Origin of the sequence: Pseudorhodobacter antarcticus (assembly GCF_900110135.1) — a bacterium.
GTDB lineage: Bacteria > Pseudomonadota > Alphaproteobacteria > Rhodobacterales > Rhodobacteraceae > Pseudorhodobacter > Pseudorhodobacter antarcticus.
The window spans coordinates 141,268-155,348 of sequence record NZ_FOCO01000001.1; the positions used below are offsets into that span (position 1 = coordinate 141,268).

13 protein-coding genes are annotated in these 14,081 nt (G+C 59.1%); 2 read left to right on the forward strand and 11 right to left on the reverse strand.

The window, feature by feature from the left end:
• A complete protein-coding gene (gene dapD / locus BMY36_RS00755) occupies positions 1 to 825 on the forward strand; it encodes a 2,3,4,5-tetrahydropyridine-2,6-dicarboxylate N-succinyltransferase (protein WP_050521421.1) in 825 nt (274 codons plus the stop codon).
• A gap of 95 nt (positions 826 to 920) precedes the next feature.
• Here the strand turns inward: dapD and BMY36_RS00760 are convergent, their stop codons facing one another.
• From BMY36_RS00760 to BMY36_RS00800, 9 genes are all read right to left on the reverse strand, one after another.
• The gene (locus BMY36_RS00760; protein ID WP_231579803.1) at positions 921 to 3,776 is read right to left on the reverse strand and encodes a DUF2339 domain-containing protein; all 2,856 of its coding nucleotides are present in this window, start codon (positions 3,774 to 3,776) and stop codon (positions 921 to 923) included.
• Positions 3,752 to 4,405: a DUF1523 family protein gene (locus BMY36_RS00765; protein ID WP_050521423.1), complete on the reverse strand. Its 654-nt coding sequence runs from the start codon at positions 4,403 to 4,405 to the stop codon at positions 3,752 to 3,754. The genes BMY36_RS00760 and BMY36_RS00765 overlap by 25 nt, the downstream gene beginning before the upstream one ends.
• A 13-nt stretch (positions 4,406 to 4,418) precedes the next feature.
• Positions 4,419 to 4,700: a hypothetical protein gene (locus tag BMY36_RS00770; protein WP_050521424.1), complete on the reverse strand. Its 282-nt coding sequence runs from the start codon at positions 4,698 to 4,700 to the stop codon at positions 4,419 to 4,421.
• Positions 4,697 to 6,061, reverse strand: a complete 1,365-nt coding sequence (locus tag BMY36_RS00775) for a DUF6638 family protein (RefSeq protein ID WP_050521425.1) — start codon at positions 6,059 to 6,061, stop codon at positions 4,697 to 4,699. Before BMY36_RS00775 ends, BMY36_RS00770 begins: the two co-directional genes overlap by 4 nt.
• Positions 6,058 to 6,384, reverse strand: coding sequence for a hypothetical protein (locus BMY36_RS00780; protein WP_050521426.1), 327 nt, complete (start codon positions 6,382 to 6,384; stop codon positions 6,058 to 6,060). The genes BMY36_RS00775 and BMY36_RS00780 overlap by 4 nt, the downstream gene beginning before the upstream one ends.
• Positions 6,385 to 6,519: 135 nt before the next feature.
• Entirely contained in the window at positions 6,520 to 7,020 is a 501-nt protein-coding gene (locus BMY36_RS00785) for a hypothetical protein (protein WP_050521427.1), read from the reverse strand.
• Positions 7,017 to 8,954: an AAA family ATPase gene (locus tag BMY36_RS00790; RefSeq protein ID WP_050521428.1), complete on the reverse strand. Its 1,938-nt coding sequence runs from the start codon at positions 8,952 to 8,954 to the stop codon at positions 7,017 to 7,019. Before BMY36_RS00790 ends, BMY36_RS00785 begins: the two co-directional genes overlap by 4 nt.
• A gap of 12 nt (positions 8,955 to 8,966) precedes the next feature.
• Positions 8,967 to 10,091 (reverse strand): hypothetical protein, encoded by a 1,125-nt coding sequence (locus BMY36_RS00795; RefSeq protein ID WP_050521429.1) that lies wholly within the window; start codon positions 10,089 to 10,091, stop codon positions 8,967 to 8,969.
• A gap of 6 nt (positions 10,092 to 10,097) precedes the next feature.
• Positions 10,098 to 11,171 (reverse strand): coiled-coil domain-containing protein, encoded by a 1,074-nt coding sequence (locus tag BMY36_RS00800; RefSeq protein ID WP_050521482.1) that lies wholly within the window; start codon positions 11,169 to 11,171, stop codon positions 10,098 to 10,100.
• Positions 11,172 to 11,374: 203 nt separating this feature from the next.
• Between BMY36_RS00800 and BMY36_RS00805 the strand changes: the two genes are divergently transcribed.
• Positions 11,375 to 11,719 carry a cupin domain-containing protein gene (locus tag BMY36_RS00805; RefSeq protein ID WP_050521483.1) on the forward strand — a complete coding sequence of 115 codons (345 nt, stop codon included), beginning with the start codon at positions 11,375 to 11,377 and terminating at the stop codon, positions 11,717 to 11,719.
• Between the two features lie 59 nt (positions 11,720 to 11,778).
• Here BMY36_RS00805 and BMY36_RS00810 read toward each other — a convergent pair whose 3' ends face one another.
• Both BMY36_RS00810 and BMY36_RS00815 read right to left on the reverse strand, forming a co-directional pair.
• Positions 11,779 to 12,591, reverse strand: a complete 813-nt coding sequence (locus BMY36_RS00810) for a L,D-transpeptidase (protein ID WP_050521430.1) — start codon at positions 12,589 to 12,591, stop codon at positions 11,779 to 11,781.
• A 185-nt stretch (positions 12,592 to 12,776) separates the two neighbouring features.
• Positions 12,777 to 14,006, reverse strand: coding sequence for an aminopeptidase P family protein (locus tag BMY36_RS00815; protein ID WP_050521431.1), 1,230 nt, complete (start codon positions 14,004 to 14,006; stop codon positions 12,777 to 12,779).
• Between the last annotated feature and the right edge of the window lie 75 nt (positions 14,007 to 14,081).

A 14,081-nucleotide genomic window follows, 5' to 3' on the forward strand; every position in this document is an offset into this window, starting at 1 on the left:
ATGAGCAACGCAGCCCTTGAGACCGCAATCGAAGCCGCCTGGGAGGCGCGTGATGGGATCACGTCTGCCACCAAGGGCGAGGCACGCGACGCGATTGAAGCAACCTTGACTGCGCTGGACAGCGGCGCTTTGCGGGTGGCAGAAAAACGTGGCAGCGATTGGCATGTCAATCAATGGGCGAAAAAGGCCGTGCTGCTGTCGTTTCGCTTGACGGATATGTATGAGATTTCGGGATCAAACGGCGGGTCGAATTGGTGGGACAAGGTGCCATCCAAGTTCCAAGGCTGGACCGAGGCCGATTGGCGCGCGGCGGGGTTTCGCGCCGTGCCGGGATCGATTGTGCGGCGGTCGGCGTTCATCGCGAAAGGCGTGGTTTTGATGCCGTCCTTTGTGAATATCGGCGCGTATGTGGATGAAGGGTCGATGGTAGACGGTTGGGCTACGGTTGGGTCTTGTGCCCAGATTGGCAAGAATGTGCATCTTTCGGGTGGCGTTGGCATCGGTGGCGTGTTGGAGCCGATGCAGGCGGGCCCCACGATTATTGAGGACAATTGCTTTATCGGAGCGCGTTCCGAAGTGGTTGAGGGCTGTATCATTCGTGAGGGGTCCGTCTTGGGGATGGGGGTCTTCATCGGCCAATCCACCAAGATTGTGGACCGCGAAACCGGGGCGGTGATGTATGGTGAGGTGCCTGCCGGGTCGGTCGTCGTCGCAGGCTCGATGCCGTCGAAAAACGGGGTGAACCTGTATTGCGCGGTGATCGTGAAAAAGGTCGATGCGCAGACGCGGTCCAAAACATCCATCAACGAATTGCTGCGCGATTAAAGTAGGTTGCGGCTGTTCCTGCGATGACGTCATACAGATCACCGCAGAAACAGCCGCGTTTTTAAGGGCGAAAGGGGCGGTGGGTTGCACCCACCCTACGTTTTGGGCGCGTCTGGCTCATCAGGCGTAGGGTGGGTGGAACCCACCGCCCCGCCCGCGTCGTCGCCATCGGCCCCCCTATCCCACTGCGCGGTCATTTTGCGGTTCAGCCATGTCAGCCCAACCAAGGCAAGGCCCAGCCCCATGAACGACATCACGCGGATCAACCCTGACAGCCCCGATGTGTCCACCAAAAACACCTTGGCGATGGTCAGCGCGACCCCCGCCATCGCGACCTTGCGCAACGTGTCGGACCGTCTGGAAAACGCCAACATCAACAGCGTCACAGACGCGATCAACATGGCAAGGGTGTAGCTGTAAAGTTCGGCATCCGTGAACCCCGGCACCCACAATTCCCGCCCGCGCCACAGGCGGCGAATTTCCATCCCGACATACAGCGTTGCAAACAGGCTGGCGCATAGGATGAACCCGATCTGCCTGCGCCGCGATTGCGGGATTTTCCACGCACCAACCGCAAACGCCGCCGCGAGGGGTAAGAACGCCAGCGCCAAACTGTCGAACACCGGCGGGCCCAGCACGCGCCCGCCCAAAGGGCTAAGCGGGCTGAAAATGGTCAGCAACCCCACGATGGGCGTCAAGGCCGACAGGCTGTAAAGCACCGCCAAACTGCCCCGCACAACGCGGCTGAAACGGCCCCCCGTTTGCATCCGGTACAGTTGCGCCAGCGCCAAAGCGACCCAGATCGTCGCCACCAGCCCCAGCATGAAATGATTGTCGCTGGAGGTATCGGGCACCGCCCGGATCAGCGTGACCATCGCAAAAATGCCCGCAATGGTCCACACAGCGCTTTCCAACACAACGGTGGTTTTGGGGCTGCGCCCACGTGTGATCACCCATGCGGCGGCCAGCAAGGCAATCGGGGCCAAATAGGCAAAAGCCACCTCTAGATAAGGGGTTTTCGCCGTGTCGCCGCCCCAATTCATATCCAGCGCCCACGGCAGGCCCGGCCAAACCACCAGCCGAAAGGTGATAATGGCCACCGCGATTTGGATGAAATACGCCAGCGGCGGCAGCGATGTGCGACGGTCCAACAGCGCGGTGCCAAGCACCATCACGGCCAGCGCCACGGTCAGCGCCGCGTTGGTCATCACCAAAAATACCGCCAGCGTGATCAGCGTCAGCGCACCATTGGCAAACAGCCCCGTGCGCAAGGGGGCTTGCGCGTCAGCCCCCTGCGTGCGCAAGGCCAGCGCCGTCATCAAAACCGCCACCGCGATCACCGCCAGCGCCCAAGGATAAGCGCCCAGAACCGCGCCGGGGTTCCACAGAAACTCAAGGATAAGCACGGTCGCGGGCGCGAAAACCGTGGCCGCCAGCGCCCAAAAACTGGCCGCATCGGGATCGCCGCGCACCGACCATTGCATCCGCGCGAACATGAAAACCGTGCCCACTGCGGCCAGCGCTGTCAGCACCCAGATGGTCGCGGGGATTGGGGTTGCCGGGCCTTCCAGCACCGGGCCTGCCGCCGTTTGAAACGCCATGAACAGCGGGCCGTAATCAAGGCCTTGCAGCGCCAAAGCCACCAAAAAGGCCGCACCGGGGATCAAGGCGTGATCATACAGCGCTGTGGCGTGGCGGGTCCACAGCGTCAACGCCGCGACCATAACCAGCAGGGCAAACAGCGCCAGCCACACCGCATCGGGCGTGGTCGCATCATGGGCCACGGCCATTGCGGCCAGCGTTGCAGCCAGCGTGGCCCCCAGCGTTAGGCGGGTGGGAAAGGCGGGGCGCAGGGTGAAACGGCTGCGCAAGCTGTCCAGCAGCGCCGTGCCCGATTGGCGCGGCGTCAGGCTGCGTTCGGGGATGGTAAAGGCGGCAAACGCCATGATCAGCGTGGCCGCGATAAAATGCAGCTCGGCGCGTTGCACGCTGTACAGCAGCGCGTTGCCGCCATAGGTCGCAAGCAGGCCAAAAGCAGACACCCAAGCCCACCGCTTTACCGTGTCCACGCCCAGCGCCGCAATGGCGACAAACGTCAGATAGTAATGCACCATCCAGCCATTATCGGACCCGCCGCCCACCAGAAACGGCGCAACCGTCGCCCCCAAAATACCAACCGCCGCCAGCATGGGGCCGTAAAACCAACCCAACACCATCGCCACGGTAGAGACGCCTGCAAGCCCGATCAAAGTGGTCAAGGGGCCCGTAAGGCCATACAGCGCGCGGGCCGAAAACACGGCAATATACAGCACGATAATACCCGCGCCCGACAGGGTTGATGGCAACCGCCGGGTCGCCCCCACCGCATCGCCATCCGCGTCCTCATCACCACCTTTGCGGCGAATATACTCCCCCCCGCCGATCAAGGCCCCGCCAAAGGCCAGCGCGCCCATCACGCGCCAAAACGGGGTCAGCACGCCATTTTCAATGCCGTATTGCACCATAAACAGCCCGGCAAACCCCAACGAGGCGGCCGCAATCGCCAGCACCCAATTGTCGCGCAACCACGCGGCAAAACTGGTGATAAGGCTGGTTTTGAACACATAAGCGCGGGGCGCGGTTTCGGGGATTGGCGCTGCCGCGGGGTTTGTGCTGCCTTTTGGCCAAGGGGACGCGGTCACCGCAGGGCCATCCGGGATGGGGGCATCCGGCGTATCGCGCAGCACCAAATCGGGGCGGCTGTACAGCGCCGCCTCCGCTTGGGGCGCGCCGGTTTGCAAACGCCGCACCAATTGGTCCAGATCGCGAACCCGGCGTTTCAGCCCCAAGTGTGAGAAAAACAGATAGGGGACGACGAAAATGATCAACAACAGCGCAATCGCGGCAAGTGTAATCAACGCTTCCAACTCATCCATGCCCGACCCCTTTACCTGCGCGGTTTGCCCGTCCATGTCGCCAACCACGCCTTCAGGCGCGCCCACAGACTGTCTGCGCGGGCGTCCACCTCATCAATCGTGTCACCGATGCTTTCCATCGCGGGGTCAATCGTGCGTTCGCGAAACTGCGCCCAAATGCGATAGAACAGCGCCAAAACCCCGGCCAAAAAGATGAAAAACACCACGTTAAACCACGGGAAGAACGTCACATCCGGCCCCGCCACCGGGCGGATGCTGATGGCATTTGGAAAGATGCTAAAAAATTCATTGCGCCAACCGTAATGCGTGATCGCCACCCAAGCGGGAGCAGTCCTGTCCGTGCTAACCAACGCCTGCGATTGTGCCTGAAGGTTGGAGCTGTCGAGCTTGAAATACGGGGGCCAACCCCAGCCTGTGTCCTCATTCCGGTAGACGATAATCTTGCCATTGGGGCGTTCGGCGTTGATGAACCGTACATCGCGACTGGTGCCCGCCGCCGTGCCCAAATCCGGGCTGGCCCAAAAGAACGAGTTTTCGCCAAAATCAATCCGGCGGTTTTCGGTGCCCACCACGCGCACGACATCTTTTTGCGGCAGCGTATAGTGGAAAAATGAAAACAGCAGCAAAGCGATTGTGGCGATGAAGGTCCATTTGACATAGCGCATGGGCGACCCCTTTTCAGGCGAAATTCAACAGATACAAAGCGGCTATCACGCCAACCGTGGGAAGAACATAGACCAACCATATCAGCTTTTTGCGCAGGCTTTTTTCATACCCCGCCATGCCTGCCGCGATGAACGTATCGCGGCTGCCCAAATCATGCGGCCCCTCTGTTTGCACCGCGTCCCATTCCTTTTCCAACGCCTCGCGGTAGGTGGACCGGGAATAGATCGACAGCAAAAAATACAGCACCGTCAGCCCAATATAGCCAAAAATGGCAAGTCGCAAAAATCCAATCATCGGCGTGCCTTTCGCACGGACCCCCAAGGGCCCACCAAATCCACCATTTTTGGCGCGGGTTTCGGGTCATGGCGCCGCGCAGTCTGGGCGGCCTCGTCCATCCCCGGCTCCGCCCCAAACAATGCCGCCCGCGCGCCCGCCTTATCCACCTGATATTCCCGCGCCAAAAATTCGGCAACATAACCACGCTTGCGGTCGGACCATGTGGCATAGCTGGCGTAAAACAGCTCCTTATGCGTGATATACATTTGCCGCACGTCCAAGGGGGCAAGTTGCGACAACAGCATGTTCACCAAATCGCGGTCGGCATGGGGCCGCGCGCGCAGGGTGTAAAAATACGCAGGGTGTTCGGACGTGATGCGCGGCCAGTCGCCGCCCCCTTCAACCCAGGCCAGCAACCGCGCCAGCCCCAAAAACGCCTCTGGCAGCCCCGCGCCCATCCGCTGCGCGATTTTGCGCAGGTCGTTGCGGGTGGCATTGCCCAGATCAAGGGCCAGCGCATCGGCCACATCGACCAGAATAAAGTCCATTTTCTGGCGCAGCATGCCCGCACTGTCCATGCCGCGCGCGGTGACGATGGGTTCCACCAACCCGTTTTTATCCAACCAATCCGCGATCTTGTTGCGCTGCGACAGGGTGATGACCAAGCCCACATCCCCCAGATCGGCGGGCGTGGTCGCAATCACCGCCGGGGTTTTGCAGCCGCGAAACACATAAAGCCCGCCAAAGTGCGCGGTCCAGAAATTCGGCTGTTCAAACGTCATTTTCGGCAGGGCAATCGGCACTCGCGTTACATCGCCCGTGCGTTTGGCCAGCCCGATCATATCCGCGATCAACACATCATCGCGCCAGCCGGCGGGCTCATTGCGAAACCGATCAATCAGCGTGGCCAGTTTGCCCGCATCCGCCACATGGCCGCCGATCGTATCCGCCTCCACCGTCACACGCCGAATATCCAACAGGCGGGCGGGGGTTGCCACCTCATACACGCTGTTCGACAGCTCCCCCGCCACGGCGTCGCGGGCGGTTAGCGCAAACAGCTGCGCGTCATTGGCCTCCATAAACTGGCGCAAAATCCCGCGCGAGGTGGAGAAAGTGACGTTGAGCAACGGCGCTGTTTTCTGCGCCGTAGTCAGGATGATAAACTGACGGTTGCAGCCATTGGGGTTGAGATAGCGGTCATCGCCCAACTCATCCCCGATTTCGGGGGAATAGCCGGAAATGTCGATGTGAAAATCGGTCAGGGTGGTGCGCTTGCCCGTCAAATGCTCCAACGCGCGGTTATAGCGTTCGATTAGCGCGGGCGATGTCACCTCCACCAGATTGCCGAACATCAACCCTTTTTCGATCAGGCGTTTCATTTCGCGTTCCTTGGGCTGTTGGCGCGTACCTTATCCGCCGCGCGGCCAAAGGCGAACAAAAACCACGGCAGCCAGAATGTGGCGCTGAACCCGGCGAGGCCGAGGGATTCCCATGCGCGGGCGGTAAGGTCGGTCAAGTTGTCGGGGTTGGCTGCAAACATGGCGGCGGTGGCGGTGATGGCGCATAGCGCGATGCCTTTGATCCGCGCGTGCATGGGGCCGTGGGCAAACAGGCTGGCGGGGCGCGTGACGATGGGCACCGCGATGAGCGAGACGAAGGCGAGGGCGGCGAGGAGGGTGGTTGCGAGGATGAGGAGGGTCATGGAGTGGGGCCTTTGGGATAAGCGCAAACGCCATTTACCGCGCCAGCAGATTGGGGCAGGCGCTGCCATTTGATAGCCAGAGTGCAGGACCTATTCACCATAGAAGTATGTATTTTCACAGATTCCAATCTCCTTCTATCCTGATGCGTTTGATTTAAGGTCTTGTTTTAGCCTCTCCCATTCGCGCTTCAAAATTTGTTGAGAAAGGGAAACTAACGGTTTGACCTTCATATCTGATTGAGGTCCTCCAAACAAAAACTGCTCGCTAGTCCTCATAAGGGTCTCGTGCATCGCATCATAGTCAGGATCACCAGCGTTCATTCGCATTTGTATTCGCATTGCCAGAATCGACATACGTTCTACTTTATCGATAGGCGCCGCCCCAGTGTATGCAATCGCCGTAATTCCTGCGAATTCAGATAGATCATCCCTAAGCGCATCAATCCATTGTTGGCGAAATGCCGCAATTTGGGCAGTAACCTCGAAGTATCTTTGAACTTTCTCAGAATTTAACGCTCTGCGTACAGCGAACTGAGATGAAACAATAGCAACCACGAAAGATATGAACGGAATTAGCAGTGAAAAAGTTAAAAGCTGGTTTGCGTCTAGCCATGCGGATACCTCTGTAAGCTTCACCCCTTACCCTCCAAATACCGCCGTTTCGCCGCCTCTTGCCGCCCGAAATCGCGGACCATATTGGCAATCGCCACCTCATCCGACTTGTCGGCATAGCGGAATTCACTGTCCGCATAGCGGTTGATTTCCTGCACCACCATATCGACCGTGATTTTCTGCGTCATGCCCTTAATCATCGCCAGCTTTTCGTCATACCCCTTGAACAAGAACACCTCCGGCTGTTCCATCCACACGTCCGGCAATTCAAAATCCATCGCCCGGACCTTGACCGCGTCGGTGATGTTTTTAATCGCGCGGCCGGTAAAGCGGGGGTCGGCGGCTTGGATCGCCTTCAGATAGGTGCCGAGTTTGGCGATGGTATCAAGGCGGCCAAGATCGCGGCCCACGCGGTCCCACACCTCCAGCAGCCCCGCCTCTTGCGGGCGGGCGTGGCCTTCAAAACTGGCGGCAACGGCGCGTTTCATTTCTTGGGCGGCGAACAGATCATGCGCGCCCACGGGGATGTCGTGGTTTTTGCCCATCAGCAGGGCAAGGATGTCGATGTAATCCTCGCGCGTTTGGGGGCCATCGACCAGAAACCGCGCGCCCGCCCGTTGGCGCAGCGCATCATCGACGTTTTCGGGGAAATTGCTGAACATCCCGAACGTGCAATTGCCGCGCACGACCGTATTCGCCCCCGCAAACGCCTCCATAAACACGGCAGTCACCTCCTGCTGGCCGGCGCTCGATTGTTTGTCACCGCGTTTGCCTGCGATTTGGTCGATATCGTCGATGGTACCAAAGCCGATCACGGCGGGGTCAAGGATATTGGTGATAAACGCCTTGGCGTTTTGCCCCGATTTGCCTTGGTAGCTGTCGATTTGGTCGATGGAAAAGTTCTGATAGCGGAAGGGATAGCCTGCGTTCTTACTGTAATCATTCAGCAATCCGGCCATCATCTGAATAAGCGTGGTCTTGCCCGTGCCCGGCGCACCATCGCCCATAAAGGTGAAAATAAACCCGCCCATTTCGGCAAAGGGGTTCAGCTTGCGATCAAAATCATAGGCCATCAGCATTTTCGCCAACCGCAAGGATTGGTATTTGGCGATGTGGTTGCCCACCACCTCATTCGGTTTTTTGAACGTCATGGTCAGGATGGTGCCGCGCGCGGCAAGGGCGGGTTTGAACCCTGCGATGGTCAGCTTGTCCGCCTCCACGCGCCAACTGGCCCCGGTAAACCCACCCACGCGCGGCGCATCGGTGGCGCGCAGGGCCACGGCGGCCATCAGCGCCTCGGCATAGGCGAGAATGGTGGCGACAAGGCTGGCATCATCCGCTGCATGCGCGCCAATCGCTTGGTCCAGCTCCCATATCGCGCCATGCAGGGCCAGTGGCGCGTTGTCGGTCAACACCTCTTGCACCGGACCAATATCCACGCCAACCTCAGACGCGTGGGGGGCCAGCAAAAACGCGGTGGCATTGGCAAAAGTGTAGAGCACGGCCAGCGCCTCAGCCGCCAACAACTCAGTGAATTCGGGTTTGCGGTCGGTGGGCAAACGCGCCTCCAAATTCGCCTTTTTTAACTCAATCAAAGGCGTTTGGCGGGCGTATTCTTGGCCTACGGCCAGCGCGATAGACAAAGCACGGCGCAGGGTTTGCGCCACGGTCGCTTGGATGGGGGAGGTCAGCGGGTCATCGTCATCCTTCTCCGCAATCCGGTCCAGCAGGCGCACACCCGTTGGCGCGGCCATGCTGCGCGTCACCAAACCCGGCGTGGTACTGCGAAAACGGCGGCCCATCGCGGCGACACCCGGCGACGCTTCGGGCGCGATCACCGAAAACCGCGCGGTGCCAATGCGCGGCGTGTGGTCCACCCCCATCAGCATTTCGGTGGCGGCCAAATAATGCGCGCGAATGTCCGCCTCGCGCAGTTCCATCGTGTCGCGTGTGGTCATATATCCCCCGAATTATCGTTGCGGCAGCACACGGCCCCCCGCGCCCACCACAAATTTGCGCACCCCGGCAAAGCCCGGCGGGTTACGTTCGGCCAGCGCCTGATACGGGCGTTCCGGCATAATCAGCATCCGCTCCATCGCCGTGGCACCAATATCGGCCAGGGTTTTCCCCGCAAACGGGCTAGAGGCGAAAATTTGACGCTCCGAGGTGGAAAACCACCCGGTTTTCACGGTTTCCTCACGTTCGGCCAGCAAATCCTCCACCGTCCAGACCAGCGCCCAATCTTGCAGCGGTTCGGCATTGGCATGGGCCAAAACATCGGAAATCGGGCCCGATTGAAGGGTAAACGCGCTGGAATACATCGGCCCCAAATGGATGCGGCGCAGGCGCTTGGGGTAGAGATCATCGAAATCGGTATCAAACCCTTTGGCGATGGTGATCAGTTTCAACCCATCAAAACTTTGCGCCATCAAATGCGCCTGAACCTGCGGCCACCGCCTGTCATCACGCGGCAAATGCGTTTTCCCGCTATCCTCCACGTTCAGCAAATAAATCACGGGCAGGTTGGTTTGCGTGTCATAGACCGCCCAATGCACCAGCCATTGCCGCCGCCCCGCGCTTTCGCCCAGCCATTGAATATCGGGGTCATTGCGCGCCCAAAACTGCGCACCGCTGCGCAAGCTCTCGTAATACAGCCGCTGCGAAAGCGTGAATTGCAGGCGCGTGGGGATTGCCAGATCGCCAACAATTTGGCGGATCATGGAATCTTTGATCTCCGCCTCACTCGGCAAACCTGCCAAATGGCGGTCGGCCTGCATGGCGTCATTCGCCATCACCAACAGTTCTTGGGCAATGGGAAACCCAGATTCGTGCCGATCAAAGGTCAAACGCCCCGGCAGCGGCCCATCAATGCGCCCCGTCATCAGGTATTTATACCCCAAGGATTGAAATGTCAGGCCAAGCCGTTGAATATACGCGCCAATCACTCGCGCATCCAGCTTTGACAGGCTGCCGTCGGTTTCCAACTCGGCGGCAACCCGGCCCAAATGCCCAGTGATGCGGTCGAACGTATCAAAATACCGCCGCACAATCGCGGTGTCATACAGTTCTGTATGGTCGTCGGTTAAGCCGTTCACCTTGCCCTAGCCGCCGTATTGGTTCTTGTCGTGTTTTTCCACGATTGCCGCGAAACGCCGGGCAAAGCGTTCATCCGCCTTGGCCTTTTGTTCCAAGATTTTGCGCGCAAACACCATGTGATCTTCGTGCGCTTCCATCATGTCGGCCATGCGCTGGTTGGTGGCGGTGCCAATGGCGGCCATTGCCGCTTGCGCCTCTTGGTCGGTTTTCACGCCGATTTCGTTGATGCGGTGCGCCACATCTTGCTGCTGCGCGGTTTTCAAGCTGGACGACAGCGCATCATACAAAACCACTCGCTGTTTGGTGTCGGTTTGCAGCTTGTTGATCAACACCATCTGGGTGGCCGCTTGGTTTTGCAAGCTGTCCATCCATGTTTTGCCCTTTTCAATATAGCGTTCCAGCGTTTGCGATTTCGCCAAATCCACCTGTTCTTGCTGCACCAGCGCGTTGTAGCGGGTGTTGAGCTGCGCCAGATCGCTTTCCAACTTGGTGCGTTTGGCGGCATCTTGTTCCACGCTGATTTTGTTTTCCAGATCAATAATCGCGGGGTCCATGCCGGTAATTTCCGCGCGCACACCTTCAAGGCTGCCCACCGTCGCCTCGCGTTCGTCCAAGGTGGCGGTCAAATTGCCCTCAACACTGGATTTTTGCGTGTTCAGCATGTCCAACTGCCCCTGCAGCAGTTTTACAATAATGTCGGATTTGCCAATCAAATCCTGCAGCTTGTCATCAATCGACGCGGTGCGCATGCGTTCTTGGCGCATCGAATCCGCGCGGGCGGAGGAGAAGAAACCAATCACGCTTTCCATGCCCGTTTTGCCGCGCATTTCATCAAAATCGCGGGAAAACCCAGCGGTCACATCATCCAAACCCATAATCAAGTCAGCGATGTTGGCGTTCATCAAATCGGTATGCGCATGCACATCATCCAGCGTGGCGTTTTCCACATCAATCGCCGCCTCACCCGCCGCCAATTTGGCGCGGGCGGTTTCGATTTTGCTGGTGATGGCTGTAATTTGCACCTGCGCCTTGGCCACCTGATCTTGGCTTTCGCGAATTTTGCTGTCGAAATCTGCCATGATGGCCTCCGATGTAAAGACTGATAACATATGGGCAAGGGGGACAAAATATTCCAGCCCCGTTGGGCAGTAAACTGCGGGATGGGGGCGACAATTGCAATTCCAACTTGCGGGCCGCGCCTATTTCACAGCGCGGGCGGTTTGCGCTTGACCAAAACAGGCGCATCGCGCTGTCATGCGGCAACCCAACCCAAAGGCATCCCATGACCCACACCCTGCTGCCCCTGTCCCGCGACGGCATCACGCCAGAAATCGAACGCCCCAGCCCCGACAAACTGATCGCAGGCGACCCCGTGCATACCACCTGGAATATTGAGGATGCAGACGGCCTTTATTGCGGCATCTGGCAATCAACACCCGGCACATGGCGCGTGTCCTATGCGGAATGGGAATATATCCGGATATTGGAAGGGGTGTCGGTGCTAACCGAAACCGGGGGTGCGCCCGTAACCTTGCGCGCGGGCGATGGGTACATCATCCGCCCCGGATTTGCAGGCACATGGCAAGTGGTCGAAACCACGGTCAAGGAATATGTCATCCGGCTGTAAAGTTTGGGCATGAAAAAGGCGGCCACAAGGGCCGCCTGTTCCAGCACGACTGCCGCACCTTAGAGTGGCACGTTGCCTGCATCCATCGCCTGCACCGCGTCAAAATCGGGCAACGGATCGGCGGCAATCGCGGCCTCGCTGTAAATCAAATCGGGGTCCACGCGCTGGGCGGGCACTTCCACCCCACGGTTGAAATTCTCCGGGTCCACGCGCAGGCTTTCCGCCTCGGACCGCACATGCACGCGGGTGCCGATGGGGACCATTTCAAACAGCGCGATCACATCATGGTTGAACATGCGGATACAGCCCGCGGAACTGGAATTGCCAATGCTGTCCAGCGCGTTGGTGCCGTGGATGCGGTAATAAGTGTCGCGTCCGCCCCGGTACAAATACAGCGCCCGCGCGCCCAAGGGGCTGCGCAACCCCCCGCGAATACCGCGACGGAACGGGCCATAAATCTCTGGCTCGGTGCGCAGCATGTTGGCGGTTGGCGTCCAACCCGGCCATTTCTTTTTGACCTGAATCGTGCCGTTGCCCGCAAAACTGCGGCCCGCGCGGCCTGCCCCGATGGGAAAGCGCACCGAATTGGACCCCTCGCGCACGAAATACAAAAACTTGGCATAGGGGTCGACGTCGATCGTGCCCACAGGTTGTTCGCCCTGATAGGTGCCCACGATACGGCGGTTCACGCCTTGCAAAAACTCGGGCGGCACACCCGGCAAGGTGTATCCGCTGTCAAACAGCGGGCCGTACCCCTCCACAAACCCGGCGTTCGGGTTGGCTGGCGCGGGCGGGCTGGCGCAGGCCCCCAACAGCGCCGTTCCGGCAACAGACAAAAAGGTGCGGCGGTTCAGTGGGGCCATAGCTAACATTCACTCTCATGCGGTGGGCGGTTTGGCGCAGAACCGCCACTTTCATGCGCCAAGGTCAAGGGCCTGCAGCAGCTTTCGGCATAAAACCACCCAATCGTGACCATTCAAGGCGATTTTAGCCCATTTTTCCTAAATTTTGACAGATGCGGCCCCGCGCCCCGCGCGCAAAGGCCGCCTGCACAGAATCAGCCTCCGCCAACCACGTTGAACGCGGGCCCATAAGGATAGGCGGTGATATTGTCCGCCCCGCCTTCGGTGATCACCAAAATATCATGCTCGCGGTATCCACCCGCCCCCGGCACCCCTGCACCAATCGTCAACATCGGCTCCATCGAAATCACCATGCCGGGCTCCAGCGCTGTGTCGATATCCTCGCGCAATTCCAGCCCCGCCTCGCGCCCATAAAAATGCGACAAAATCCCAAAGGAATGGCCATAGCCAAAGGTGCGGTATTGCAGCAAATCGCGCTCCGCCAAGAAATCATTGATCTGCGCAGTCACACCCGAACAGGTCGCACCGGGCACCAGCAAGCTCATGCCATATTCATGCGCCGCCACATTGGCCTCCCATATTTTCAGGCTGGCATCATCAACAGACCCCAAAAACAGCGTGCGCTCCAACGCAGTGTAATAGCCTGAAATCATGGGAAAACAGTTCAGCGACAAAATATCGCCCTGCTGCAACACGCGCCCCGTCACCGGGTTATGCGCCCCGTCCGTGTTCAACCCCGACTGGAACCAAACCCAAGTGTCGCGGTATTCCGCATCTGGAAACCGCCGGGCAATTTCCAACTCCATCGCATCGCGCCCGGCCATCGCCACGTCAATTTCGCGCAACCGCTTGCCCTTGCCCGCAATCAAACAATCGCGAATGGCATGGCCGCCCACATCGGCCACCTGCGCGCCGTGGCGGATCAACGCAATCTCTGCGTCCGATTTCATCATGCGCTGCGCCATCGTGCCGGGCGCAATGTCCATCCCGCGCACGGGCGCCAGAAAATGGTTCAGCTTTTCAGATTGCACCAGCGTCAAATGATCGCCTTCACAGCCCACAGCCTTGCCATTGCCCACAACCCCCGCGACCACACGCCAGAAATTGTCGCGCTGCCAATCGGTATAGGTGATGTTGTCGCCAATCGACCGCCGCCACGGCTGCCCCGCATCAATGCCCGCACTGACCGTCACACATTGGTTGGCCGTCACCACACAAGCGTATGGCCGCCCGAACGAACAATAAAGAAAACCCGAATAATAGGCGACATTGTGCATGGATGTCAGCACAACGGCGTCCAGCCCGTGCAATTCCATCAAATCGCGCAGGCCTTCCAGCCGCGCTTCATATTCAGCATCCTCAAAGGGCAAAGCGTCTTTGGTGCCATTGTGAAAACGATAATTCTCCGGGCGCAAAAGCGTCATGGTCAGACCTCAAATAAAGGGGGCGGCAGATTGCACAGCGCCCCGAAAGGCCCCGGCGTACAGGACGAAATCAAA